The sequence below is a fragment of the Pseudomonas sp. FP453 genome, assembly GCF_030687495.1.
GTDB lineage: Bacteria > Pseudomonadota > Gammaproteobacteria > Pseudomonadales > Pseudomonadaceae > Aquipseudomonas.
The window spans coordinates 2,547,229-2,573,672 of record NZ_CP117435.1 but is presented as its reverse complement, the minus strand read 5'-3'; the positions used below and the strand labels follow the sequence as shown (position 1 = coordinate 2,573,672).

Below are 26,444 nucleotides of genomic sequence, written 5' to 3'. Positions count from 1 at the left end.
GCAAAGATAAGGAAGCCCCATGTTCGTCTCCACCATCGCCTTTGTGCCAGGCACACCCAAGGTGCAACAGATCGTCGAGGCGTTCAGCCAGGCCATCGAGACGGGCGAGTGGGCGCCGGGCAGCAAGTTGCCGTCCGTGCGCGAACTGGGCCAGACCCTCGGTGTGAGCAAGTTCACCCTCAATGAAGCCCTCGACCGCCTGCGCGGGCGCAACCTGCTGACGTCCAGCCAGGGCCGTGGCTATTTCGTCGCGGTGGACAGCGCCCGCCCGGCTTCATCGGCCTGGGTCGAATTGCTGCCTCAGGATCTGCTCAGCGTACTGCGCCGCCCGCTGGCCACGGTCTACGGCGACCTGCGTCCCGGTGGCGGCCACTTGCCGGAAGACTGGCTGGACAGCGACGCCATCCGCCAAACCCTGCGCAGCGTGGTGCGCGCGCCGTCGTTGCGCATCGCCGGGCTGGGCACGCCGGCCGGGCTGCTGCCGCTGCGCCAGGCCTTGCAGCAGAAGTTGCACGGCGAAGGCTTGTCGGTGCCGGTGGAGCAAATCATCACCACCCCCAACACCGTGCAGGGCCTGGACATGCTGATGCGCCTGCTCGCCCGCCCCGGCGACAGCGTGTTGCTCGACGCACCGTGCTACTTCAACTTCCACGCCAACCTCGCCCTGCACGGCGTCAAGGTGCTGACTATCGAGCGGCGCCCCGACGGTTTCGACTTTGTCGCCCTCGAACAACTGCTGGCCGAACATCGCCCCAGCCTGTACCTCACCACCGGCGTGCTGCACAACCCGACCGGGCACTCGTTCAGCCCCGGCCAGGCGTTCCGGCTGTTGCAACTGACGCGCCAGTACCAGTGCCACATCATCGAGGATGACCTCTACGGCGACCTGCACCCCAACCCGCCACCGCGCCTGGCCGCCCTCGCCGGCCTGGACCAGGTCACCTACCTGTCGGGTTTCTCCAAGATCCTCAGCGCCAACACCCGCGTCAGCTACGTGGTGGCCGCGCCGCAACTGGCCGCCAACCTGACCAACATGAAGCTGATGAGCGGCGGCATCACCTCGGAGCTGTTTGAACAGGTGGTGTACCGCATGCTCAGCGAAGGCAGTTACGCCAAGCATCGCAAGCGCATGCAGCAGCGTCTGACGGAGGCCGGCGGACGCGTTGAGCAATGGCTCAAGCGCTGCGGTTGCGTGTTGCCGATGGGCTATGAAGGCGGGATGTTTATCAGGGCGCACCTGCCGCCGGGCGTCAACGGCGAGCGATTGGCCCAGGACGCCTTGAAGCAAGGCATGGTGCTGGCGCCGGGCACGCTGTTTGGCTACGACCCGGCCCTGCCGGAGGCGATGCGCTTCAATGTGGCCCACAGTGATGCACCACAGGTGCATCAGGTGTTCGAAGCGCTGCTGCGCAAACACCGCATTAGCGGCGATGGGCCAGCGAGCGCACGCAGCGATCCCCCAGGCTCTGCACGCCCTGCACCAGCAGCACCAGCACAACCACCGTCACCACCATGATCTCGTTGTTGAAGCGCTGGTAGCCGTAGCGGATTGCCAAATCGCCCAGCCCGCCGCCGCCAATCACCCCGGCCATCGACGAAAAGCCGATCAGCATCACCAGGGTCAACGTCACCCCGGCTACCAGCGCCGGCAGGGCTTCGGGCAGCAACACCTTGAGGATCACATGGCGGATATCGCCGCCCATGGCCACGATGGCTTCGATGCGGCCCTTGTCCACTTCGTCCAGCGCGGTTTCGACGATGCGTGCAAAAAACGGGAACGCGCCAATGGTGATCGGCACCACGGCGGCGGTGCTGCCCAAGGTGGTGCCGACAATCAGGCGCGTCAGCGGGATCAATGCGATCAGCATCACCACAAACGGCAATGAGCGCCCGAGGTTGATCACCGCGCCCAATCCACGGTTGAGGCGTGGCAATGGCAACAACCCGCCGCGTCGGCTGATAAACAGCAACACGCCCAGGGGCAAACCGATCAACAAGGTAAACAACCCGGCCAGCAGCACCATGTACAGGGTTTCGCCGGTGGCGTTGAGCAGCAGTTGCAGGATGTCATGCCAATCGGTCTTCATACCGCCCTCACCACTTGCAGGCTGGGGGCCAGCGAACGACCGAGGCGCGAGGCCGGGTCGGCTTGCAGTTGCACCAGCGTGCCGCTTTCCACCACGCGGCCATCGGCCAGGGACACCGCGCTGTCGCAAATCGCCTTGACCACTTCCAGCTCGTGGGTGATCAACACAATGGTCACCCCCAGTTTGCGATTGATATCGCGTAACAGCTCAAGGATCGACGCCGTGGTTTCCGGGTCCAGCGCGCTGGTGGCTTCGTCCGACAGCAAATACGCCGGCCGCGCCGCCAGCGCACGTGCGATGCCTACGCGTTGTTTCTGCCCGCCCGACAGCTGCGAAGGAAACGCCTGGGCCTTGTCACTCAAGCCCACCAACGCCAACAACTCGGCGACCCGCGCCGCACGCTCGGCCTTGGGCACATTACCGATCTCCAGCGGCACCGCGACGTTATCCGCCACGTTGCGCGAATGCAGGAGGTTGAAGCCCTGGAAGATCATGCCGATGCGCTGGCGTTGCTCGCGCAAGGCCTTGCCGGTGAGTTGCGTGAGGTCCCGGCCGTCCAGCAGGATGCGCCCGCTGCTCGGCCGTTCCAGCAGGTTGAGGCAGCGCAGCAAGGTGCTTTTGCCCGCGCCGCTGCGCCCGACGATGCCAAAGATCGAGCCTTCGGCGATGTGCAGCGAGACGTTGTCCAACGCCGGCGGCTGGCCGTCGGCGTAGGTTTTGCTGACGCCCTCGACGGCGATCATTCGACCGCCACCGGGATTACGGAGCCTGCGTATTTCTCGCTGATGAACTTGGCCACCTGCGGCGAGCGCAGGTCCTTGGCCAATTGCTCGATGCGCGGGTCCTGCGCCAGTTTTGGCGTGGTCACCAGGATATTCGCGTAGGGGTTGCCCTTCGCCGCTTCCAGCCCCAACGCGTCCTTGGCCGGTTCCAGGCCGGCTTCCAGGGCGAAGTTGCCGTTGATCACCGCCAGGTCCACATCATCCAGCGCGCGCGGGATCTGCGGCGATTCGATTTCAAGAATCTTCAAGTGCTTGGGGTTTTCGGCGATGTCTTTTGGCGTGGCCTGGTCCTTGGCCGCATCGTTGAAACCCGGCTTGAGCTTGATCAAGCCATTGGCTTGCAACAGGTACAGGGCACGGCTCAGATTGGTGACGTTGTTCGGCACGGCAACGGTGCCTTTGTCCGGCACCTGGTCAAAGCTTTTGTGGCGGCGCGAATAAATGCCCAGCGGCTCGATGTGCACGGTGGCGGCCACGGTGAACTTCTGTCCGAGGGCTTGCTCCTGAGAGGCCAGGTACGGCAGGTGCTGGAAGTAATTGGCGTCCACATCACCATGGGCCAGCAACTCGTTGGAGTTCACGCCGCTGGGGATCTCGATGATTTTCAGCTTCAGGCTCGGGTCGAGTTTCTGTACGTATTCGAGGATCTGCGCGTGGGGAATCGGGTCGGCGGCAACGCGCAAGGCATCGGCTGCCGACACGTTGAACGCGGCCAGCAACACTGCCAGGGTAAGGGCGGATTTCTTCAACATGGGTGAACTCCAGATCAGGCGGACAGTGCTTGGGGAAGTGTGGCGTCGGCGTAGAAACGCTGGGCGACATCGGGGTGCGAACGCAGGCGGCCTTTCAGGTAGTTCCAGCCGACATCGCGCAGCAGCGGGTTGCGCGGGTCGCTTTCGGGGCCGTGGGCATCACGCAGCAATTCAGGGGCAAGCTGGTACACCGGCACCACTGCGTCCAGCTGCGCGCCGAGGAAAAATGCGAGGGACAAGCGCTCGCTGCCCACCGGCGGCGAGACCACACGGTGCACGGTGGCGCGCAGGTAACCGTTGCTGGCCAGCTCGAGCAATTCGCCGATGTTCACCACCAGCGTGTCGGGGCGCGGCGACGCATCGATCCAGCGACCGTCCTCCACTTCCACCTGCAAGCCGGCTTGCTGGTCTTGCAGCAGGAAGCTCAAGAAACCGGAGTCCTTGTGCGCGCCGACGCCTTGGCGACTTTGCTGCGCATGGCGGCCGGGGTAGCGGATCAGCTTGATATGTTCGTTGGGTCTTTCGCCGTACAGCGCGTCGAAGGCGTTTTCCGGCAGGGACAAGGCCTGGGCAAACGCGCGCAACAGGCGCAGGGCCATTTGCGTCATCGCCTGCTGCCAGGCGAGCACCAGGGGCTTGAGGTCGGGCAACGCCTGCGGCCACAGGTTGGGGCCTTGCAGGCGGGCCCAGGCGGCGGGGTGTTGTTGCGCATTTAATGGCTCCCGCTCGGCGCCGACGTCGAACTGTTCGCGCAGGTCTGGCTGGCCGCGGGTGATCTCCGAGGCGGCGCGGTTATAGCCGCGAAAGTGCGGGGAATTGATCATGCCGACAGCGAGTTTGTCGGCTTCAGGCAAGGCAAAAAACGCCCGCGCCTGCTGCTGCACCTGGGCGAGCAACGCCGCGTCGATACCGTGGCCGGTGAGGTAGAAAAAACCGATATGCCGCGCGGCAAAACGCAGCTCGTCGAGGAACTGCTGGCGTTGCTGGGGGCCGGCGTCGAGCAGTGACAAGTCGAGCAGCGGCAAGGTGGTGATTGACTGAAGCTGCGACATCGGCGGCTCACTCCATGAACGTCTTGGGTTGGAGCGACCAATCTAAATGATCTTAAAAAATCGTAATAAATACCTTTTTGGCATTAGCTTAGGCCGCCCAGCGGCCGAACTCGGTCAAAGTGTGGGAGCAGGTTTCTGTGGGAGCTGGCTTGCCTGCGATGCAGGCACCGCGGTTCGCCAGTTAAACCGCGCCGCTATCATCGCAGGCAAGCCAGCTCCCACAGAAAAGCATTCCGGCCTGCTGCCTTCAGCCCGGCAGCGGAATCACCCGCAACGGCCTTACCGACTTATACGAAAAACTCGAATAAATCTCCTTGACGCACGGCAGCGTCTGCAACACCTCCCGCGCAAACTCGCCAAAGGACTCCAAATCCTTGGCCACCACTTCCAGCAAAAAGTCATAACGCCCCGACACGTTATGGCACGCGACAATCTCCGGGATCTCCAGCAATCGCTGTTCAAACGCGCGGGCAATTTCCTGGGTGTGGCTCTCCATCATGATGTTCACGAACGCGGTCACCCCATACCCCAGCGCCTTGGGCGACAGGATCGCCTGGTAGCCACTGATCACCCCGCTCTCCTCCAGGTTGCGCACCCGGCGCCAGCACGGTGAGGTGGTCAGGGAGACGCGGTCGGCCAACTCGGCCACCGTCAGGCGGGCGTTGCCTTGCAGCGCGTTTAAAAGGGCTTTGTCGGTACGGTCCAGGCTTACGGGCATAACGTGCCTCTAATCATTATTTTTATGGGGTTTTCGTCCCGTGGCGCGGGATTTGTCAGCAAACTTTGCAACGTTCATCTGTGGTTATGAGCATAGCATTGTAGGAAATAAGGAGCGTCCGACATGAACAATAAACACAATGCATTCGGCTTTTCCACCCGCGCCATCCACCACGGCTATGACCCGCAGGACCACCATGGCGCCCTGGTGCCGCCTATCTATCTGTCCGCCACATTCGCCTTTCCTACCGCCGAATACGGCGCCGCCTGCTTTGCCGGTGAAGAAAGCGGGCACTTCTACACACGCATTTCCAACCCGACCCTGGCCCTGCTGGAATCGCGCATGGCCACCCTGGAAAACGGCGAAGCCGCCGTGGCATTCAGCTCCGGCATGGGCGCGATTGCCGCGACGTTCTGGACCTTGCTGCGCCCCGGCGATGAAGTGATCGTCAGCCAGACCCTCTACGGCTGCACCTTCGCCCTGCTGCACCATGGCATCGGCGAGTTCGGCATCAAGGTGCGCCACGTTGACCTGACCGATCTGGACGCCTTGCGCGCGGCGCTCAGTCCCGCCACCCGCATGATCTACTGCGAAACCCCGGCCAACCCCAACCTGCAACTGGTGGATATCGCCGCCGTGGCCGCCCTGGCCCATGCCCAGCCGAATATCACCGTGGTGGTCGACAACACCTACTGCACGCCGTACCTGCAACGCCCGCTGGAACTGGGCGCCGATGTGGTGGTGCACTCGGCCACCAAGTACCTCAGCGGCCATGGCGATATCACCGCCGGCATCGCCGTGAGCAGCCACGCCCTGGCGCAACGCATCCGCCTGCAAGGGCTCAAGGACCTGACCGGTGCGGTGATGTCGCCGCAGGATGCGTCCCTGCTGATGCGCGGCCTCAAGACCCTGGCCCTGCGCATGGACCGCCACTGCGCCAACGCCCAGGCCGTGGCCGAAGCCTTGCAGGCCCACCCGGCCGTGCAGTGGGTGACCTACCCGGGGCTGCGATCCTTCCCACAATACGAATTGGCACAGCGTCAGATGAAAATGCCCGGTGGCATGATCGCCTTCGAACTCAAGGGCGGCATCGACACCGGGCGCCGCTTCATGAACGCGCTGCAACTGTTCACCCGCGCCGTCAGCCTGGGGGACGCCGAGTCGCTGGCCCAGCACCCGGCCAGCATGACCCACTCCACCTACACCCCGGAGCAGCGCGCGCACCACGGCATCAGCGAAGGCCTGGTGCGGTTGTCGGTGGGGCTGGAGGACGTTGCCGATCTGTTGGCGGATGTGCAGCAGGCGCTGGCCAAAAGCACGCGCGCGGCACCGCGCCACGCGGCCAGGGTCGAGCACGCGCTGAAATAAATCGTAGGTGCGACGTTGTGCTTTCCCACAACGGTGGTCGGATCGCTCCGACTACCGTTATGCAGTTTTAATCTAGATTAATCCGGATTGGATCCCCTTCCCGCCGCCCCGCTGTACTAGCATACGTCTCGGCGGGAAGCGCTCTCATCGTGGGGTATTCGCACTAGTTGATTCCCGCCGCGTCACGGCTGAATACCTGCACTCGAAACTCATGGACGAAGCAGATGAACTCACACCTGTTCCCACATATAGGCAAGGTCATCGCCAGTACCGGCAGTCGCCATTTCCCACGCATGCTGCATGACCTGATCCTCACCCAACTGGCCGTGGACGCCACCCATATCACGCAGCTGCGGGTCAGTTCCGAAGGGCACACCCGCCGCGCGATCAGCCCGGTCTACACCGATTCAGTGGCGGTCATGGGTAACGAACAACCCGCCGCCCAATTGCACCTCACCCGCCACAAGGACGATGTGCGCTACGTGCTCTCGGTGTACCGCTCGCCCCCCTCGGAAAATTTCTCGCCCCAGGAACGCAGCATGCTGCAGGACTTCTCCACACTCCTGCTGCCCATGGTGGAAAAACACATCGCCGCGATCCAGCCGTGCCGGCTCGACACCGATTCGGTGATGGCGCAGAACCAGGGCATCGAAACCCTGCGTCGGCGCATCGAAGAACGCCTGGTGCAATCGGGGCTGACCCTGTCCAGGCGCGAGCTGGAAGTGTGTGTCGGCCTGCTGGCCGGGCGTACTGCACCGGAACTGGCGGAGCAGTTGGCGTTGAAGGTCAACACCATCGAAAGCTACCTCAAGCGTGCGTCGATCAAGCTGGGGATCAGCGGGCGGCATTCGTTGTTGCGGTGGATGTATGCCACGGAAGACACCACCAGCCTTTAGGCCAACACAGTTCTGACTGTAGGAACTGGCTTGTGTGGGAGCTGGCTTGCCTGCGATAGCGGTGGGTCAGCAACCCATAGGCTGGCTGATACACCGCTATCGCAGGCAAGCCAGCTCCCACATTTGAGTCCTAATTGTTTGAACGGACTCAATCCCGCGCCAACGCCTCAATCGGATCCAGCCGCGCCGCATTCCGCGCCGGCACAAACCCAAACACAATCCCGATCAACGTCGAACAGGCAAACGCCGTCACCACCGACCCCAGGGAAAACACCATTTCCCACTCCTTCACAAACAGCGAAAACAACCCGCCCAACGCATACGACAGCGCGATCCCGATAATCCCGCCGATCAAACACACCATCACCGCCTCCACCAGGAACTGCTGGCGGATATCTGATTGCCGCGCCCCCACCGCCATGCGAATGCCGATCTCGCGGGTGCGCTCCGTGACCGACACCAACATGATATTCATCACGCCGATGCCGCCCACCAGCAAGGAAATCACCGCGATCAACGACAGCAGCAACGCCAGCGAGCGGCTGGTTTTCTGCACCGTCTGCATGATGCTGTCGAGGTTGTTGGTGAAGAAATCCTTGGTGCCGTGGCGTTGCAGCATCAGCTGGTTGACGTTGTCTTCCACCACCTTGCTCGGCTGGCCATCCTTGATGCGCAGGGTGATGCTGTCCAGATGGCGCTGCCCGAGCAACCGCCCCGCCGCCGTTTCATACGGCACCCACACGTTCAACGCCTTGCTTGCGGCAAACATGTTCTTGTTGTCGGCGGTCACGCCAATCACCGTGCACGGCAGGTTGCCCACCAGGATCACCTGGCCCAACGGGTCAACGTTGGGGCCAAACAGGCGTTGGCGGGTGTTGTGGTCGATCACCACCACCTGCGCCTGGCGCCGCGCATCGCTTTCGCTGAAGGCGATGCCGGCTTCGAGTTTCAGACCCTTGACCTTGAAGTACCGCTCGCTGACGCCATTGACCTGCGCATCCAGGTCGATATTGCCAAAGCGCAGCAACAGGTGGCGGCCCACCACCGGCGTGGCGCTGTCCACGTAATACAGCTGGTTCAACGCCTCCACATCCGAGGGCAGCAACGTCTCGATGGCCGACGCGCGGCTGTCGCCAAAACTGCTGCCGGGAAAAATATCGATGGTGTTGCTGCCAATCGCCTGGATGTCCTTGAGCACATAGCGCTTGGCGCCTTCGCCGATGGCCGAGATCGACACCACCGAGGTGATGCCGATAACAATCCCGAGCATGGTCAACAAAGTGCGCATGCGATGGGACACCAGCGCGACCCAGGCCATGTTGAACGCTTCCTTGAACAACCCCAGGCTCGCCACCAGGCGCCGCGCGCCGCTGCGTTTGGGCGCGATGGGCGCTTCGCTGGGCAGCTCGGGGCCGGCATTGAGGCGGTCACTGACGATTTCACCGTCGCTGACCTCGACGATGCGCTGGGCATTGGCCGCCACCTTGGGGTCATGGGTGACGATGATCACCGTGTGCCCGGCCGCATGCAGCTCGGCAAGAATCCCCATGACCTCCTTGCCACTCGCCGTGTCGAGGGCGCCGGTGGGTTCGTCGGCGAGGATCACTTCACCGCCGTTCATCAGCGCGCGGGCGATACTCACCCGCTGTTGCTGCCCGCCCGAGAGCTGGCTGGGGCGATGGCTGACGTGCCCAGCCAGGCCCAGACGCGCGAGCAACTCCCGCGCGCGGCTGTGGCGCTGGGTTTGCGGCGTGCCCGCATAGATCGCCGGCATTTCCACGTTGTGCAACGCGCTCAGGTGCGTCAGCAGGTGGTAACGCTGGAAGATAAAGCCGAAGTAGTCGCGGCGCAGCTCGGCCAACTGCTCGTCGCCCAACGAACGGGTCTCGATGCCGTTGATCTTGTAGCTGCCGGCCGTGGCGTAATCCAGGCCGCCGAGGATATTCATCAGGGTCGACTTGCCCGAGCCCGACGCACCGATGATCGCCAGCATTTCCCCGGCCTCGATCGTCAGGTCGATGCCCTTGAGCGCAATGAATTCACGCTCGCCGGCCATAAAACTGCGGGTGATGCCCTTGAGTTCCAACAGTGGCTGGCTCATCCGTCAGTTCCCCGCCACGGCAGGCGTGGCGTCGCCGATCACCACTTTATCGCCCTCGACCAGGCCGTCGAGGATCTGCACCTTGACGTTGTTGTTGATCCCGGTCTGCACCTCACGCGCCTGCGCCCGCCCTTTGCCGTCCAGCACCCGCACGGCATGACGGCCGTCGTTGTTGCGCGGGCCGAGCGCCGCCACCGGTACGATCAACGCCGCCTGGGCGGTGGCGAGCACGATGCGCACCTGGGCGGTCATGGCGATGCGCAGGCGATGGTCGGGGTTGGGCACATCGAACAGCGCGTTATAGAACACCGCGGTGTTCTGCTTGGGCGTGCCGGCGGCCTGGGTTTCAAGGAAGTTCTGCGGCGCCGGCTCCGTGCCGCGCAGCGTTGCGTAGTAGCGCTTGTCGGCCTCGCCGAGAATGGTGAAATACACCTTCTGGCCAGGGCTGATATGGATCACATCCGCCTCCGACACCTGGGCCTTGACGGTCATGGTGTCCAGGTCCGCCAGTTTCAGCAGCACCGGCGCCAGTTGGCTGGCGATCACCGTCTGGCCTTCCTGGGTGACGATGCCCACCACGTCGCCATCGATGGGCGCGACGATCCGGGTGTAGGCCAGGTTGATCTTGGCGGTGTCGATCTGGATATGCGCGCTCTTGATCTGCGCATCCAGGGACAACAGGTTGGCCTGCTGCACCTGGAACGTCGACTCGGCGTTCTCGAAATCCTGGCGCGACACCGACTCGTCATCCTGCAAGCCCTTGTAGCGCTCGTACACCGAGCGCGCCTGCTTGAGCTGCGCCGCCGTGGCGCGGCGCTGGGCCTGGAGGTTTTCTTCATCGACCTGGGCCTTGCGCAGGGTGTTTTGCAGGATCAGCGGATCGATTTCCGCCAGCCACTGGCCCTGCTTCACCTTGTCGCCAACCTTGACCTTGAGCGACTTCAACTGCCCGGACACCTGGGCGCCGACATCGACCTGCTTGACGCCCTCCAGCAAGCCGGTGGCCAATACGGCGTTTTCAATATCGCCACGCTCCGCCGTGGCAGTGAGGTATTGCGGCCCCTCGGCGGGGGCTTGCACGGTGTAGACAATCAGGCCGACGGCAATGGCCAACACGCTGAACAGACCCGCTTTGCGAAATTTTGAAGTGTGCATAAATGACCATAGGCAAGTGATAAATGTGGGAGCTGGCTTGCCTGCGATTGCAGGCGTTCAGTCAATACATGGACGACTGATCCACCGCCATCGCGGGCAAGCCCGCTCCCACACGTCCCGCCTGCCACCACTGGGCAAGCCCCTGCACATTCGGCGCCTTGAGCAACGTGAAGTGATTGCCGCCGCCATACCACACCTCCAGCTCCCGGCCCTGGCGGCGCCAGCCCTCGATCATCAAACCCTGTTCCCGCTGATTGCCGGCCGCGTCCAATGCCGGGTCTTGCGCCAACACCAGGCGCACCACGCCGTCAAAGCGCCGCCCCGGTCGGTACACCGTGCGCAACGCCGCCGCATAGGTGCGGGCCGGCCCGTCCATCGCCGTCACACCAGCCCGCGCCGGCAACAAGCCAACCGCGACCATGCCGGCATGCAAGCACTGACGCTGCGCCAGCTCATCGCGCCCGGCGAAGTCCAGCGGGTCGATCCCCAGGGACTTGCCCGCCGCCAACTGCATCGACTCGATCAGGCGCAGCAACGCCGTCGTGGTCGTATACGCGCGGCCCGCGCCACCCGGCGCTTCGCTGTCGATCACCGTGAGCGACGCCACCTCGCGTCCTTGCGCCTGCAACTGCAACGCCATCTCCAGCGCGACCCAGCCGCCAAACGAATGCCCGACCAGATGCACCGGGCCGTGCGGGCATTCCTGCGCCAACGCCGCCAGATTCGCCCGCGCCGCCGCTTCCACCTGGCTGTGGGGCACCGCCTCGCCATCCAGGCCACGGGGCTGCAAGCCAAACAGCGGCCAGTCGCGCCCCAGAGCTTCGCTCAAGCCGACAAAACCGGTGACGCTGTCCCCCGCCCCCGGCACGCAGAACAGCGGCGCGTGCCCGGCACGCCCGCTCTGAATGCGCAGCAAGGGCAAATGTGCCGTCGGCGCCACCGGCGTGCAGGTCGCCAATGCCTCGGTGATTGCATGGCCCAGCGTCTGGATATGCGGCGCCTGCATCATGCTCTGGTGATCACCCGGCACTTGCACCTGGCGCAACTGCCCCGGCGCCAGCGCGTCTTCCCAGCCCAGGGAAACGCTACGCCGTGCCAACTCGGTGGGCCGTTCTTGCGCGCTGAACAGATGCACCGGTATCGGCAACGGGAACAGGCTGTAATGCGCCAGCGCATGCCCATGCCCGACTTCCCGTTCAAGGTAATTCGCGAGGTCGGCATCCGTTGCCGCCGCCATTTGCGCGTGCAGCAAACCGCCCGCGCGACAGCGTTGCAGCAACTCGGCAAATTCCAGCTGGGCGATGTCTGCGTCCAACTGCCCAAGGCTCGCCAGCGCATCCGCCCGGCCCAGGGTTTTCCAGTACGCCGTGCACTGCAACAGCAACTGGCGCTTGAGCGCATCCGCCCCGCTCCAGCGCGCCTTGCCTTGATCGGTCAAGCGCGGTACGTAGCTGTCGAGCAAACCGAGAAACGCCACCGGCTCATCCGCGCCCAGCAGTTGCATCGCCACTTCATAGGCCAGCACGCCGCCAAACGACCAGCCGGCCAGTCGATACGGCCCGTGGGGCTGAATGTCACGAATCAGGCCGACCAGCCGCGCAGCCAGGCCTTCCATGCTGTTCAGGTGCGGCTCGCCGAGGGCCACACCCGGCAGGCCATAGATCGGATAGTCGCCGGGCAGATGCTGGCCCAGCGCCGGAAAATACACGTCCATGCCGCTGAATTCGTGGACCAGGAACAACGGCGCCTGGGTGCCTCCACTACGCACGGTGATCACCGGGCTATCACGCAACGGTTCGTCAGTACGCTGACGCAACAGCGCCGCGACCGCCTCCACATTGGCATGCTGGAACAGTTCGGCCAGGGACACCGGCAACCCCGCTTCCTCCAGCACGTTCACCAACCGGATCGCCAGCAACGAATGCCCGCCCAGCTCGAAAAAGCTGTCATGGCGCCCCACCTGTTCCAGCTTCAACACCTCAGCCCAATGGTGCGCCAAGGCTTGCTCCAAGGTATCGACCGGCGCTTCGAACTCACGGCTGATCAGCGCCTGCAACGGCGGCACCGGCAAGGCCTTGCGGTCCACCTTGCCATTGCCGGTCAACGGCAACCGCGCCAACGCCACATAGGCCGACGGCAGCATGTAGTCCGGCAATTGCTCAAGCAGATGGGCACGCAGCTGGTCGATCTCCAGGGGCTGCGCCGCCCAGGTGAAATACGCCACCAGACGCTTGTCCCCCGGCACGTCCTCACGGGCCAGCACCACCACGTCCTGGATACCCGCCAAGGTGCCCAGGCGCGCTTCAATCTCGCCCAGTTCGATACGGAAACCGCGAATCTTCACCTGGTCGTCATTGCGCCCGATGCACTCCAGCAGGCCGTCCGCCGTCCAGCGGCCAAGGTCGCCGGTGCGGTACAGCAGCGCGCCGCCATTGAACGGGTCGGCGACGAACTTTTCGGCGGTCAACACCGGGCGATTCAAATAGCCCAGGGCGACGCCATCGCCACCGATGCAGATCTCACCCGCCACGCCCAATGGCACGGGCAGCAAGTGCGCATCCAGCACATGCACCTGAGTATTGGAAATCGGCCGGCCGATGGGCACGCTGTCGGCGCCATCGGCCAGCGCGCGTACCTCATGGGTGGTGGCGTAGGTGGTGCTTTCCGTCGGCCCGTAGCAATGCACCAGGCGCAATGCCGGTGCCCGCGCCAACAAACGGCGAAACGCCGCCGGGTCGGCCCGCTCGCCGCCGCACAGGAGGATGCGCAGGCCCGCCAGCGCCTCGGGGATCAGTTGCACATAGTGGTTGAACAACGCCGTGGTCACGAACAGCACCGTCACCTCGGCCAGGGCCGCGCCAAACGCCACCGGGTCAAGCACGCTGGCGTGATCGATCACCTGGATCTGCCCACCGTTGAGCAACGGCCCCCACACGTCCATGGTGCTGGCGTCGAACGCCGGGTTGGAGGCGAACGCCACGCGGTCGCTGGCATTGAAGTCGGCGTAGCCATTGTTGAGCACCAGCCGCGTAATGCCGCGATGGGGCACCAACACGCCTTTGGGCGTACCGGTGGAGCCGGAGGTGTACATGATGTACGCCACGCTGTCCGACGACTGCGACAGGCCGGGGTTGTGGCTCGGTTGCGGGTCGAGGGCCAGGGTGTCCAGGTCCAACCGTCGGACCGCGCCATCGACAACGGCATCGCTGCGCGTCAACACGCAGGCGGCGGCACTGTCTTGCAGCATGAACCCCTGGCGCTCGGCGGGCGCATGGATGTCCAGCGGCACATAGGCAGCCGCGCATTTGAGCACGGCGAGTTGGCTGACCAGCAGGTCCACGGAGCGTGGCAACAGCAGCGCAACGTTATCGCCGGCCCGCACCCCCAGCCCCAGCAGGTGATGGGCCAGACGATTGGCGCGGCGGTTCAGCTCGCCGTAACTCAGCCGCTGCGCGCCCTCCACCACGGCCAGCGCGTCGGGCCGCGCCTGGGCCTGGGCTTCGAACAGGCGCTGCACCGTGTGTTCCCGTGGAAACAGGCGCGTGGTGGCGTTGAATCCGGCCAACTGGCGGCGCTCGGCAATCGACAGGATCGGCAAGTGGCCGATGGCAACCGCGCTGTCGTGCTCCAACGCCTGCACCAGTTGCTCCACGGCGGTGTGCAGGTAGTCGCAGACGCGCCGCGCGCCCTGCCCCACGGCCGTCAAGGTGAAGCCATCGGCCAGGTCATCGACACTCAGGGACAAGCCGTAATTGCTGTGTTCCTCGGCCTTGAGCAGTTGAATGCCCTGCCAGCCCTCGCTGCCCACTGGCGCGGCGCTGTGGCGATAGTTGAACAGCGTGCCAAACAACGGCGTGCCCACCGGCACGCCGCTGCAACGCTGGGCCAGCGCCAGCGGCGCATGTTCGTGGCTGAGCAACTGGGTCAGGCGCCCGTGGGTTGCGCGCAACGCGTCCAGTACGCTGTACTCACCCAGATCGACCCGCAACGGCAAGGTATTGATAAACACCCCGATGGCGCGCTCGGCGCCGTCACCACCGTGCAAACGACCGAGCATCACCGTGCCGAACACCACCTGCTCGCGGCCCGCCACCTTGCCCAGCACATGGGCCCAGGCCAGGTGCATCAGGCTCGCGGCGCTGACGCCCGCTTGGCGCGCCTGCACCCGCAGGCGCTGGCTCAATGCAGAATCAATCTGCCGCTGGACATGTTCATCGGCGCCAAGCGCTTCGACGTCGGTCGGCTCATCGATAGCGCCGAGCATCTCGCTAAAGAACGCCGCGTGATCATCCACACCCAGGCGGGTCTGGGCCACATAGTTGCGATACGGCACGGCCGCGCCGAGGGTGTGCGCGGTGCCCAGCAGGAACGCCTGCATCTCGTGTTGCAGGATGTCCAGGGCGATGTGGTCCATCACCAGGTGGTGGAACAGCAAGGTGGCAACCACGCGCTGGGGTTCCTCGGCATACACCAGGCGCATCAGCGGCGCCTGGGCCAAATCCAGGCGTGCCGGCAACGGTCCCGTTTCAACGCACAGCGCGGCCTCACGCCACACCACTTGCAGCGGTTCTTCCAGGCCCTCCCAATGGAACGACGAACGCAACGCGTCATGGCGCTGGATCACCGCCTGCAAGGCCTGGGCAAACGCGTCCAGACGCGCGCGGCTGTCGAAGGCGAACTGCGCGCGCAGCACATAGTCGTCGCTGCCCTGCGCGGCACGATGGTGGTAGAGCATGCCGGCCTGCAACGGCGCCAGCGGGTAGATGTCCTGCACATTCGCCGCACCACCAGGAATGCAGGCGACAACGCGGTCGATGGCCGCTTGATCGAGGGTGATCAACGCCAGCATGTCCGGGGTGATCCGCGTGCAATCAGGCGTTATGCGATTGGCCGGCACCGCGACTTCGCGCCCGCCGCCCAACGCAGCAGCCAAGGCCGCCAATGTCGGCTGGCCAAACAACACTTTCACATCCGCCGAGAGCCCGAGGCGGCGCATGCGCCCCACCAGGCTCACCGCCAGCAGCGAATGCCCGCCCAGTTCGAAGAAGTCATCGTGACGCCCTACGCGCTCCACATTGAGCAGCTCGGCCCACAGGCTGGCCAGGGCGATTTCCGTATCGCCCTGGGGCGCCTCGTAGTCGCGTGTGATCACTGAATCCGCGCCCGGTGCAGGCAAGGCCTTGCGGTCGAGCTTGCCGTTGGGGCTCAGGGGCAGCGCGTCGAGGTGCACGAACAGCGCCGGCACCATGAACTCCGGCAGGTGCTGCAACAGATGGGCGCGCAAGGCGTCGATCTCGCTGCGCACGCCGGTGTAATACGCCACCAGGCGCTCGTCGCGGGCGATCACCGCGGCTTCATCGACGCCCAGATAGTCGATGAGACGCGCATGGATTTCCCCCAGTTCGATGCGCAGGCCACGGATCTTGACCTGATCGTCGTTGCGCCCGAGGTATTCAATAGTGCCGTCGGGCAAATAGCGGCCAAGGTCACCCGTGCGGTACATACGCGCGCCGGTGAATGGGTCCTTGAGGAAACGTTCGGCCGTCAGCTCAGGCCGGTTCAGGTAACCCCGCGCCACTTGCACACCGCCGATGAACAGCTCGCCGACCACCCCCAACGGCACCGGTTGCAATTGCTCATCGAGCACATACATGCGTGTGTTGGCGATGGGTTTGCCGATGGGCGTGTTGTCCGGCGTAACGGCGCCTGCGCAATTCCAGGCGGTCACATCCACCGCTGCTTCGGTCGGGCCGTACAGGTTATGCAGCTCGCTACCCGGCAACTGCTGCTTGAAGCGGCGCACCAGGCTGCCGGGCAAGGCTTCGCCGCTGCACATCACACGCACCAGGCCAGCGGCCTGGGGCATGTCGCCGTGGGCAAGAAAGACGTCGAGCATCGACGGCACGAAGTGCAGCGTGGTGATCTGCTCGGCCGCGATCACTTCACACAGGTACAGCGGCTCTTTGTGCCCACCCGGGCGCGCCATCACCAGCCGCGCGCCGGTGAACAGCGGCCAGAAGAACTCCCACACCGACACGTCGAAGCTGAACGGGGTTTTCTGCAACAGCGTGTCAGCGGCAGTCAGGCCGTAGGCGTCCTGCATCCACAGCAGGCGGTTGACCACCCCGGCGTGGTCGTTGATCACACCCTTGGGCTGGCCGGTGGAGCCGGACGTGTAGATCACATAGGCGCCCACGGCGTTGACCTGCGGGTTGTCGAGGGGTTGCTGCAACCAGGTCGGCTGCTCCAGGTCGATCACCGGCACAGAACCCAGCAATAATGCACGCGTCGAGCCCTGGGCCAATACCACTACGGGCGCGCTGTCTTGCAGCATGTAGACCAGGCGTTCTGGCGGATACGCCGGGTCCAGCGGCACATAGGCAGCGCCGGCCTTGAGGATCGCATAGAGGCCGACCACCATGTCCAGGCCACGCTCCACGCAGATCGCCACCCGCGAATCCACCTGCACGCCTTGCTCCAGCAGGTGATGCGCCAACTGGTTGGCCCGTGCGTTCAGCTCGGCATAGGTCAACACATGGTCGCCCGCCTTGAGCGCAATGGCATCCGGCGTGCGGGCCACTTGCGCTTCGAACATGCCGTGCAGGGTCTGGTCGAGGTCGTAATCCACCTCCGTGGCGTTGAACTCAACCAACAGCTGCTCACGCTCCCGCTCATCCACCAACGGTGCATGGGCCAACACCGCCTGATCGTTATCGACCATGGCCTGCAACACGCGGGTGAGGTAACCGGCATAACGGCGCACCGTCGCTTCATCGAACAAGGCCTGCGCATATTCCAGCGCGCCGAGAATGGCGCCCTGCACTTCGCCCAGGTCCAGGGACAAATCGAACTTGGCAAAGTGGCTGTGTTCGACGATGCCCTCCAGCGCCAGCTCGCCCAAGGCCAGGGCCGGCGCGCTGCTGTCCTGCCAGGTGAGCAGGGTCTGGAACAGCGGGCTGTGGGCCAGGCTGCGGGTGGGCCGGGTGATTTCCACCACTTGCTCGAACGGCAGGTCCTGATGGGCCTGGGCGGCCAGCGCCTGGGCCTTGACCCGCGCCAACAGCGCCTCAGTGCTCACATCGCCCGAGGTGTCGATGCGCACCGCCAGGGTGTTGACGAACAGGCCGATCAGCCCTTCCACCTCGACCCGGTTGCGATTGGCCACCGGGGAGCCAATCACCAGCTCCGGCTGCCCGGACAGCCGCGTCAGCAGCGAGGCCCAGGCCGTCATCAGGATCATGTAGAGCGTGGTGCCGTGGCGCTGACCCAGAGCCTTGAGCGCAGCCGTCAGGCGCTCATCCAGACGCACCTCGACACTGCTGCCGGCGTAGTCCTGCCGCGCCGGACGCGGGCGGTCGGTGGGCAGCGTAAGCAACACCGGCGCAGCGGCCAGCGCCTGCTGCCAGTAAGCGCTTTGCCGATGCAGCACTTCACCGCTGAGCCACAGGCGTTGCCACACCGCAAAGTCGCCGTACTGGATCGCCAGCGGCGGCAACGGGTCGGCCTGGCCCAGGCTGAAGGCCTTGTACAGCGCCATCAGCTCACGGGTGAGCACGCCCATGGAGCCGCCATCGGAGACGATATGGTGCAGGGTCAGCAACAGCACATGGTGATCGTCGGCCATCACGATCAAGCGCCCGCGCAGCAGCGGGCCGCGCTCCAGGTCGAACGGCGCGGACGCCTCGCCGTGGATCAACGCCTCCAGCGCCTGCTGCGGTTGCGGGTGGAGCCGCAGGTCTTGTACTTGCAGGGGCAGCACGTCTTCTGGCGGCAGGATCAGCACCCGCGCCTCGTCGCCGTGCTGGGCGAAGCGGCTGCGCAGGGTTTCATGCCGCGCGACGATCCGCGCCAGCGCCCGTTGCAGCGCCTCCACATGCAACTGCCCACGCAACCGCAGGCCGATGGGAATGTTGTAGGCCGTGTTGGCGCCTTCCAGAAGCGCGAGGAACCACAGGCGCTGCTGGGCGAACGACAGCGGCACGGCGTCGTCGCGATTGGCCGGGAGGATGTCCGGCAAGGTGCTACGCCCGGCGCTGGCCAGCACATCGGCGACGGCAGCCAGTTCGGCGTTGGCGAACAGGTCGCCGAGCAACAGCTCCACACCGAGGCGCTGGCGCACCTGCGAGACCATGCGCATCGCCAGCAGCGAATGCCCGCCCAGTTCAAAAAAGTGATCGCGGCGCCCGACCCGCTCAACCTGCAACACATCGGCCCAGATCTGCGCCAATACCGTTTCGATCTCGCCCTCGGGCGCGGCGTACTCGCGGCTGAATACGGCGGCCATGTCCGGCGCCGGCAGGGCCTTGCGGTCGAGCTTGCCGTTGGCGGTCAGGGGCAGCGCCGGCAGTTTCACGTAGGCCACCGGCACCATGGCGTCCGGCAGGTGCGCCACCAGGTGGGCGCGCAGTTCAGCGACGGTCAGCGGGTCCAGCTGCGGGTTCTCGGTGAAGTACGCCACCAAGCGTTCTTCGCGCACCAGCACCACCGCCTCCTGGACACTTGGCAATTGGTTGAGCTGGCTTTCGATTTCCCCCAGCTCGATGCGCACCCCGCGAATCTTCACCTGATCGTCATTGCGCCCCAGGTACTCCAGGTTGCCATCGGGCAACCAGCGCGCCAGGTCGCCGGTGCGGTACATGCGCCCGGCGTTGAACGGGTCGTGCAGGAAGCGTTCGGCCGTCAACTGCGGGCGGTGCAGATAGCCGCGCGCCACGCCCTTGCCGCCCACGTACAACTCCCCCGCCACGCCCAACGGCACCGGGCGCAGTTGTTCATCCAGCAGGTACACCGTGGCATTGGCGATGGGTTTGCCGATATGCAACGGCTGCCCCGTCTCGACCTTGCCGGACGTGGCCACCACCGTGGCCTCGGTGGGCCCGTAGTTGTTGATCACCTCGAAGCGCTGCCCACGGCCAAACTGGCGCAGGCGATCACCGCCGATCAGCAAGGTGCGCAACGTCGGGTGCTCGATGCGCTGGCTGAAGGCGTACTCGGCCACCGGCGTCGGCAGGAAGCTCACATCCAGCGGCTGCGCGCACCACCAGGCCAGCAGTGCGTCGATGTCCTCATTGCCGTCCTGGGCCGGTGGCAGGTGCAGGGTCGCGCCCACGCACAGGGCCGGCCACACTTCCCAAGCCATCGCGTCAAAGCCGAAACCGGCGACGCTGGCCGTGTGGCGCCCGGCACGCAGGTCGAAGGCGTGGCAATGCCAGTCCACCAGGTTGGCCACCGTGTGGTGTTCCACCATCACGCCTTTGGGCTGGCCGGTGGAACCGGAGGTGTAGATCACATACGCGAGGTTCGCCGGCGTCACCGCCACCTGGGGATTGCACGCCGAATGGTGCTGCCAGGTGTAGCGGTCAAGGTGGATCACCGGCACATCAAGGGTCGGCAGGCGCTCCAGCAACGCCTGTTGGGTGAGCACCGCCACCGGCGCGCTGTCGCTGAGCAGATAGTGCAGGCGCTCGGCCGGGTGCGACGGGTCCACCGGCACATAGCAGGCGCCGGCCTTGAGCACCGCGAGCAAGCCGGCCAGGGTGTCGAGGCCACGGCGCGCAACAACGGCCACGCGCTCGTCAGGCTTCACCCCGAGGGCCAGCAGGTGATGGGCCAGCAGGTTGGCTTGTTGATTCAGCTCGCTGTAGGTCAGTTGCCGGCCTTGCTGCACGACGGCGATGGCGTCTGGCGTGAGGGCGGCCTGGGCTTCGATGCGCGCGTGCAGTGTGCTGCCCTGGGGGAAATCGGCTTGGGTCGCGTTGAACTGTTCCAGCAGCAAGTGCTGTTCGGCAGCGGGCACCACCGCGACCTGGTCCAGCGCGGTCTGCGGCGCCTGCTCCAACGCCGTCACCAGGTTTTCCAGGGCGGTTTGCAGGTAGGCACAAACGCGCTGCGGATCGACCTGGGTGGTCGCCAGCAGCCGCAGGATAAAACCGTCGCCCAGGTCATCCACACTCAGGGTCAGCGGATAATTGGTACGTTCATCCGAGCGCAACGTCTCGATACCCTGCCACGCCGCTTGAGCTTCGCTGCTGCCAGTGGCGCTGTGGCGATAGTTGAGCAAGGTGCTGAACAACGGCGTCGGCGCCAGCACGCCACTGCAACGCTGGGCCAAGGCCAACGGCGCATGTTCATGGCGCAACAGCCCGGTGAGGCGTGCATGGGTAGCCTTGACGGCGCTGCGCACGTCCTCACCGCCCACGTCCAGGCGAAACGGCAAGGTATTGATGAAAATCCCCAAGGCGCGCTCCGTGGTGTGCCCGCCCTGCATACGGCCCATCAGCACCGTGCCGAACACCACCTGGGACTTGCCCGCCAGCGCGCTCAACACCCGCGCCCAGCTCAGATGGAACAGGCTGGCGACGCTCACCCCCAGCCGCCGCGCCTGGGCGCGCAGGCGCTGGTTGAGTGCATCCGCCAGCGGCCAGTCGAGTTCGTTGATCCCGCGGCCATCGCCCTGCACATCCTGCAAGCCAAAGGGCAAGGTCGGCTCGGCCACATCCCCAAGCATCTGCCGGAAGAACGCCTCATGCTCCTGCTCGCTCACCCCCAGCCGCGCCTGGGCCACGTAGTCGCGAAACGGCACCGCCGCCCCCAACTGCGCGCCCTGGCCTTGCAGGAACGCCTGCATTTCGTGGCGCACCACCTCCAGGGCGCTGTGGTCGAGGGCCATGTGATGGAACAGCAGCATCGCGACGATGCGCTGCTGCGCCGGGTCCGCCGCCCAGGCCAGGCGTAGCAGCGGCGCCTGGGTCACGTCCAGGCGGTAATGGCGCGCGTCGAAACGGGCGTGCAGTTGTGCGGCGATATCGCCGTCGGCCGGGTCCAGTTCCACCGCCTGCACCGGCAGGCTTGCCTTGCGCCACACCACTTGCGACGGCTGCTGCACGCCTTCCCACACCACGCCGGTGCGCAGGATGTCATGCCGCTCGATCACCCCTTGCAGGGCCAGGGCAAACGCGTCGAAACGCTCGGCACTGTCAAAGGCGAACTGCGACTGCATCACATAGGGGTCACCCTGCGCGGTGCGCACATGGTGGAACAGGATGCCTTCCTGCAACGGCGCCAAGGGGTAGATGTCCTGGATATTCGCCACGCCGCCGTCGACGCTGGCGACGATGCGCTCGATCTCGTCCTGGCTCAGGCTGGACAAGGTCAGCATGGCCGGCGTGATGTGCTCGGCATCGGCGGGGATGGCATTGGCCGGCACCGCGTTGGCGGCCGCGTATTCACCGGCCTTGAGCAACTCGATCAGCGCCGGTTTGTGTTCACGCAAGGCGGCGAGGATCAAGGGATCGCTCAACGCCTGCTTGTTGCCTTGCACCGCCAATTGCTCGCCCTTGAGCGCCAGTTGTACATCCTTGGTTTTCAGTGTCGCCAGCAGTTCGAGGATGCTCACAGGACGATCTCCATTCGTTCGGTTATTGCGGCGTAGCCGGCCAGGGTCGGCTGTTCGAACAACGCACGCACATCGGCTTCCATGCCCACCTGGCGCAAGCGCCCGATCAAGCTCACGGCGAGCAGCGAGTGCCCGCCCAGTTCAAAGAAATTGTCCTGGCGCCCGACCCGCTCCACCTTGAGCAGTTCGGCCCACAGCTGCGCCAGCAGGATCTCGGTGTCGCCCTCGGGCGCTTCGTACGCGTGTGCACTTAGCGCCTCTACATCCGGTGCCGGCAGGGCCTTGCGGTCGAGCTTGCCGTTGGGGCTCAAGGGCAAGGCGTCGAGGTGCACAAACAGCGCGGGCACCATGAAATCCGGCAGGTGGCGCAGCAGATGCTCGCGCAGGTCGCCGACCCGCGTGCCGGTGTAATAGGCGACGAGGCGCTCGTCACGGGCGACCACAGCGGCTTCGTTGACCTGGGGATGCTCCAGCAGGCGCGCCTGGATTTCCCCCAGTTCGATGCGCAGGCCACGGATTTTCACCTGGTCATCGTTGCGGCCCAGGTATTCCAGATTGCCGTCGGGCAGGAAGCGCCCGAGGTCGCCGGTGCGGTACATGCGGCCGCTGCTGAACGGGTCCTTGAGGAAGCGCTCGGCCGTCAGCTCAGGCCGGTTCAGATAACCCCGTGCCACTTGCACGCCGCCGATAAACAACTCGCCGACCACCCCGAGCGGCACCGGTTGCAATTGCCCATCCAGCACGTACATGCGCGTGTTGGCGATGGGTTTGCCAATCGGCGTGTTGTCCGCCACCTCGGGGCGCGCGCAGTTCCAAGCGGTCACGTCCACCGCCGCTTCGGTCGGCCCGTACAGGTTGTACAGGCCGATCCCCGGCAGTTGCTGCTTGAAGCGCCGCACCAGGCTGCCGGGCAAGGCTTCGCCGCTGCACATCACGCGCACCAGCCCGGCGGCCTGGCGCACATCGCCGTGGGCGAGGAACACGTCGAGCATCGACGGCACAAAGTGCAGCGTGGTGATCTGCTCGGCCGCGATCACTTCGCACAGGTACAGCGGGTCTTTGTGCCCACCGGGGCGCGCCATTACCAGCCGCGCGCCGGTGAACAGCGGCCAGAAGAACTCCCACACACCGACACGTCGAAGCTGAACGGGGTTTTCTGCAAGACCCGGTCGTGGGGCTTGAGGCCGTAGGCGTCCTGCATCCACAGCAAGCGGTTGACCACCCCCGGCGTGGTCGTTGATCACGCCCTTGGGTTGGCCGGTGGAGCCGGAGGTATAGATCACATAGGCGCCCACGGCGTTGACCTGCGGGTTGTCGAGGGGTTGGTGCGACCACGTCGGCTGCTCCAGATCGATTACCGGGACTGCGCCCAGCAACCCACGCGTCGAGCCCTGCGCCAACACAACTAGCGGGGCGCTGTCTTCGAGCATGTAGGCCAGGCGTTCTGGCGGATACGCCGGGTCCAGCGGCACATAGGCGGCGCCGGCCTTGAGGATCGCGTACAGACCGACCACCATGTCCAGGCCGCGCTCCACGCAGATCGCCACGCGGGAATCCGGCTGTACGCCCAGCGCCAACAGGTGGTGCGCCAGCTGGTTGGCTCGCGCGTTCAGCTCGGCGTAGGTCAATACGACGTCGCCCGCCTTGACCGCAATGGCCTCTGGCGTGCGGGCCACCTGCGCTTCAAACATCCCGTGCAGGGTCTGATCGAGGTCATACGCCACCTCGGTGGCGTTGAAGGCGCCGAGCACTTGCTGACGCTCCAGGGCTTCCAGCACCGGCAGGCGATTGACCGGCAACTGCGGCGCCTGCTCCAGCGCTTCCACCAGGCCCTGCAAGGTCACTTGCACATAGCCGCAAATGCGTTGCGCGCCGATTGGCGTCGCCGCCAGGGCGGTCAGGCGGAAACCGTCGCCCTGATCATCCACGTTGAGCGTCAACGGGTAGTTGGTGCGCTCTTCGCTGGCCAAGGTCTCGATGCCCTGCCACGCCTCGGACACCGGCGCCTGCCGGCTGTCACTGTGACGATAATTGAGCATCGCGCTGAACAACGGCTGCGGCGCGGCGACACCGCTGCAGCGCTGGGCCAGCGCCAGCGAGGCGTGTTCATGCCCGAGCAGCGCGCTCAGCCGCCCATGGGTGTGCTTGACCGCAACACGCACGCCGGTTGAGTCGATGTCCACCCGCAACGGCAAGGTGTTGATGAACATGCCCAGCGCGCGGTCGCTGCCCTTGCCGCCTTGCATGCGGCCCAACAGCACGGTGCCGAACACCACATTTTCCTGGCCGGACGTACTGGCGAGCACCCGCGCCCAGGCCAGGTGAAACAGGCTCGCCGCGCTGACCCCAAGCACACGCGCCTGGGCCCGCAGGCGTCGGTTGAGGTCGGGCGTCAGGTGCTGCTGGGCCTCTTCGATGGCCGTGCCGTCGCCGCGCACATCCTGCAGGCCGAATGGCAGGGTCGGTTCATCGATATCCGCGAGCATCTCGCGGAAGAAGTGTTCGTGCGCCTGCTCGCTCACCCCCAGGCGCGCCTGGGCCACGTAGTTGCGGTACGGCGTCGCGTCCCCGGCGGGCTGTGGCTGCCCGAGCAGGCTGGCTTGCATCTCGTGGCGCACGCGGTCGAGGGCGGTGTGGTCGAGGGCAATGTGGTGGAACAGCAGCAGTGCATCCACCCGTTGCTGATACGGGTCCTGGGCATACACGAGTCGGATCAACGGCGCCTGATCCAGCGGCACGCGGTAGTGACGCGGGTCAAAGTCCTGCAACTCACCGGCCTGCACCTGCAACCGAGCCGTGCGCCACACCACTTGCAGCGGTTGCGTCAGGCCTTCCCAGACCACGGCGGTGCGCAGGATGTCGTGGCGGTCGATCACCTGTTGCAGCGCCTGGGCAAAGGCCTGCAGGCGTTCCAGGCTGGCAAACGCCAGGTGCGATTGCAGCAGGTACGGGTCGCCCTGCCCGGCCGTGATGTGGTGGTACAGAATGCCTTCCTGCAACGGCGCCAGCGGGTAGATGTCCTGCACGTTGGCGGCGCCACCGGGGACCTGGGCGACCACGTGATCAATCGTGCCCTGGTCCAGCGTCACCAGCGGCAGCAGGTCCGGGGTAATGCGCGGGCAATCGGCAGAAATGCGATTGGCCGGCACCTCGACCTCGCGGCCACTGCCCACGGCAGCGGCCAGTGCGGCCAGGGTCGGTTGGCCGAACAACACGCGCACATCGGCACTGAGGCCGGCCTGGCGCATGCGTTCGATCAGGCTGACGGCCAACAGGGAATGGCCGCCCAATTCAAAGAAGTGGTCATGCCGGCCGACCTGTTCCACCTGCAACACCTCGGCCCAGATCGCCGCCAGGGTGGTTTCGACGCCACCTTGGGGCGCAGCGTACTCACGGCTGAGCAACGCACCTTGATCCGGTTCAGGCAAGGCCTTGCGGTCGAGCTTGCCGTTGGCGGTCAGGGGCAGCGCGTGCACCTGCACATAGGCCACCGGCACCAAGGCCGCGGGGAGTTGCACTTGCAGTTGCGTGCGCACGTGCTCGATATCCAGCGTTTGCCGGGCGGTGAACCAGGCGATCAAACGCTCTTCGCGCACCAGCACCACCGCTTCGCCAACACCGTCGAGTGCGGCGAGATGGCTTTCGATTTCCCCCAGCTCCACGCGTATGCCGCGCAGTTTCACCTGGTCATCGTTACGGCCCAGGTACTCGAGATTGCCATCGGGCAACCAGCGCGCCAGGTCGCCCGTGCGGTACATGCGGCCGCCGTTGAACGGGTCTTGCAGAAAGCGTTCGGCGGTCACGTCCGCGCGGTTCAAGTAACCCCGCGCCACGCCGCTGCCGCCCACATACAATTCACCAGCCACGCCCAACGGCACCGGGCGCAAGTGCGCGTCCAGCAGGTAGACGCTGGCATTCGCCATGGGCCGGCCGATATGCAGCGCCTGCCCGGCACGCACGCGGCCGGAGGTGGCCACCACCGTGGCTTCGGTGGGGCCGTAGTTGTTGATCACGGCAAAGCGCCGTTCCTGATTGAACTGACGCAGGCGGTCGCCGCCGATCAGCAGGATGCGCAACGTCGGGGTGCAGCAGTTGCTGACTGAAGGCGTACTCGGCCACCGGCGTGGGCAGGAAGCTC

General features: G+C 65.2%; 12 protein-coding genes. 3 read left to right on the top strand and 9 right to left on the bottom strand.

Going from position 1 to position 26,444, the window contains the following annotated elements; translation table 11 throughout:
• Window positions 1-19 precede the first annotated feature (19 nt).
• Window positions 20-1,516 (top strand): PLP-dependent aminotransferase family protein, encoded by a 1,497-nt coding sequence (locus PSH87_RS11580; RefSeq protein ID WP_305433711.1) that lies wholly within the window; start codon window positions 20-22, stop codon window positions 1,514-1,516.
• On the opposite strand, the gene PSH87_RS11575 is transcribed toward PSH87_RS11580, so the two are convergent.
• From PSH87_RS11575 to PSH87_RS11555, 5 genes are all read right to left on the bottom strand, one after another.
• Window positions 1,422-2,087: a methionine ABC transporter permease gene (locus tag PSH87_RS11575; protein WP_305433709.1), complete on the bottom strand. Its 666-nt coding sequence runs from the start codon at window positions 2,085-2,087 to the stop codon at window positions 1,422-1,424. The genes PSH87_RS11580 and PSH87_RS11575 overlap by 95 nt on opposite strands.
• The gene (locus PSH87_RS11570) at window positions 2,084-2,830 is read right to left on the bottom strand and encodes a methionine ABC transporter ATP-binding protein (protein WP_305433707.1); all 747 of its coding nucleotides are present in this window, start codon (window positions 2,828-2,830) and stop codon (window positions 2,084-2,086) included. Before PSH87_RS11570 ends, PSH87_RS11575 begins: the two co-directional genes overlap by 4 nt.
• Window positions 2,827-3,621: a MetQ/NlpA family ABC transporter substrate-binding protein gene (locus tag PSH87_RS11565; RefSeq protein WP_305433705.1), complete on the bottom strand. Its 795-nt coding sequence runs from the start codon at window positions 3,619-3,621 to the stop codon at window positions 2,827-2,829. The genes PSH87_RS11570 and PSH87_RS11565 overlap by 4 nt, the downstream gene beginning before the upstream one ends.
• A gap of 14 nt (window positions 3,622-3,635) precedes the next feature.
• Window positions 3,636-4,673, bottom strand: coding sequence for an isopenicillin N synthase family oxygenase (locus tag PSH87_RS11560; RefSeq protein WP_305433703.1), 1,038 nt, complete (start codon window positions 4,671-4,673; stop codon window positions 3,636-3,638).
• A 247-nt stretch (window positions 4,674-4,920) separates the two neighbouring features.
• Window positions 4,921-5,391, bottom strand: coding sequence for an Lrp/AsnC family transcriptional regulator (locus PSH87_RS11555; RefSeq protein WP_017739424.1), 471 nt, complete (start codon window positions 5,389-5,391; stop codon window positions 4,921-4,923).
• Between the two features lie 123 nt (window positions 5,392-5,514).
• Here PSH87_RS11555 and PSH87_RS11550 point away from each other — a divergent pair, with 123 nt between their 5' ends.
• Both PSH87_RS11550 and PSH87_RS11545 read left to right on the top strand, forming a co-directional pair.
• Complete coding sequence (locus PSH87_RS11550) at window positions 5,515-6,759, top strand: methionine gamma-lyase (protein WP_017739423.1); 1,245 nt, start codon at window positions 5,515-5,517, stop codon at window positions 6,757-6,759.
• Window positions 6,760-6,983: 224 nt separating this feature from the next.
• On the top strand, window positions 6,984-7,655 hold the full coding sequence (locus PSH87_RS11545; RefSeq protein WP_305433702.1) for a helix-turn-helix transcriptional regulator: 672 nt from the start codon (window positions 6,984-6,986) through the stop codon (window positions 7,653-7,655).
• A 148-nt stretch (window positions 7,656-7,803) separates the two neighbouring features.
• On the opposite strand, the gene PSH87_RS11540 is transcribed toward PSH87_RS11545, so the two are convergent.
• From PSH87_RS11540 to PSH87_RS11525, 4 genes are all read right to left on the bottom strand, one after another.
• The gene (locus tag PSH87_RS11540) at window positions 7,804-9,756 is read right to left on the bottom strand and encodes a MacB family efflux pump subunit (RefSeq protein WP_305433700.1); all 1,953 of its coding nucleotides are present in this window, start codon (window positions 9,754-9,756) and stop codon (window positions 7,804-7,806) included.
• 3 nt (window positions 9,757-9,759) lie between these two features.
• Entirely contained in the window at window positions 9,760-10,911 is a 1,152-nt protein-coding gene (macA, locus tag PSH87_RS11535; RefSeq protein ID WP_305433698.1) for a macrolide transporter subunit MacA, read from the bottom strand.
• Window positions 10,912-10,972: 61 nt separating this feature from the next.
• Complete coding sequence (locus PSH87_RS11530; RefSeq protein ID WP_305433696.1) at window positions 10,973-22,306, bottom strand: non-ribosomal peptide synthetase; 11,334 nt, start codon at window positions 22,304-22,306, stop codon at window positions 10,973-10,975.
• A complete protein-coding gene (locus tag PSH87_RS11525; RefSeq protein WP_305433695.1) occupies window positions 22,303-26,382 on the bottom strand; it encodes an amino acid adenylation domain-containing protein in 4,080 nt (1,359 codons plus the stop codon). The genes PSH87_RS11530 and PSH87_RS11525 overlap by 4 nt, the downstream gene beginning before the upstream one ends.
• Window positions 26,383-26,444: the final 62 nt, after the last annotated feature.

What these genes read in the sequence shown, in the direction of transcription:
- PSH87_RS11550 (WP_017739423.1), top strand. Translation starts at nt 5,515, where the DNA reads ATGAACAATAAACACAATGCATTCGGCTTTTCCACCCGCGCCATCCAC.
- macA (WP_305433698.1), bottom strand. Translation starts at nt 10,911, where the DNA reads ATGCACACTTCAAAATTTCGCAAAGCGGGTCTGTTCAGCGTGTTGGCC.
- PSH87_RS11540 (WP_305433700.1), bottom strand. Translation starts at nt 9,756, where the DNA reads ATGAGCCAGCCACTGTTGGAACTCAAGGGCATCACCCGCAGTTTTATG.
- PSH87_RS11565 (WP_305433705.1), bottom strand. Translation starts at nt 3,621, where the DNA reads ATGTTGAAGAAATCCGCCCTTACCCTGGCAGTGTTGCTGGCCGCGTTC.
- PSH87_RS11570 (WP_305433707.1), bottom strand. Translation starts at nt 2,830, where the DNA reads ATGATCGCCGTCGAGGGCGTCAGCAAAACCTACGCCGACGGCCAGCCG.
- PSH87_RS11575 (WP_305433709.1), bottom strand. Translation starts at nt 2,087, where the DNA reads ATGAAGACCGATTGGCATGACATCCTGCAACTGCTGCTCAACGCCACC.
- PSH87_RS11555 (WP_017739424.1), bottom strand. Translation starts at nt 5,391, where the DNA reads ATGCCCGTAAGCCTGGACCGTACCGACAAAGCCCTTTTAAACGCGCTG.
- PSH87_RS11560 (WP_305433703.1), bottom strand. Translation starts at nt 4,673, where the DNA reads ATGTCGCAGCTTCAGTCAATCACCACCTTGCCGCTGCTCGACTTGTCA.
- PSH87_RS11580 (WP_305433711.1), top strand. Translation starts at nt 20, where the DNA reads ATGTTCGTCTCCACCATCGCCTTTGTGCCAGGCACACCCAAGGTGCAA.
- PSH87_RS11545 (WP_305433702.1), top strand. Translation starts at nt 6,984, where the DNA reads ATGAACTCACACCTGTTCCCACATATAGGCAAGGTCATCGCCAGTACC.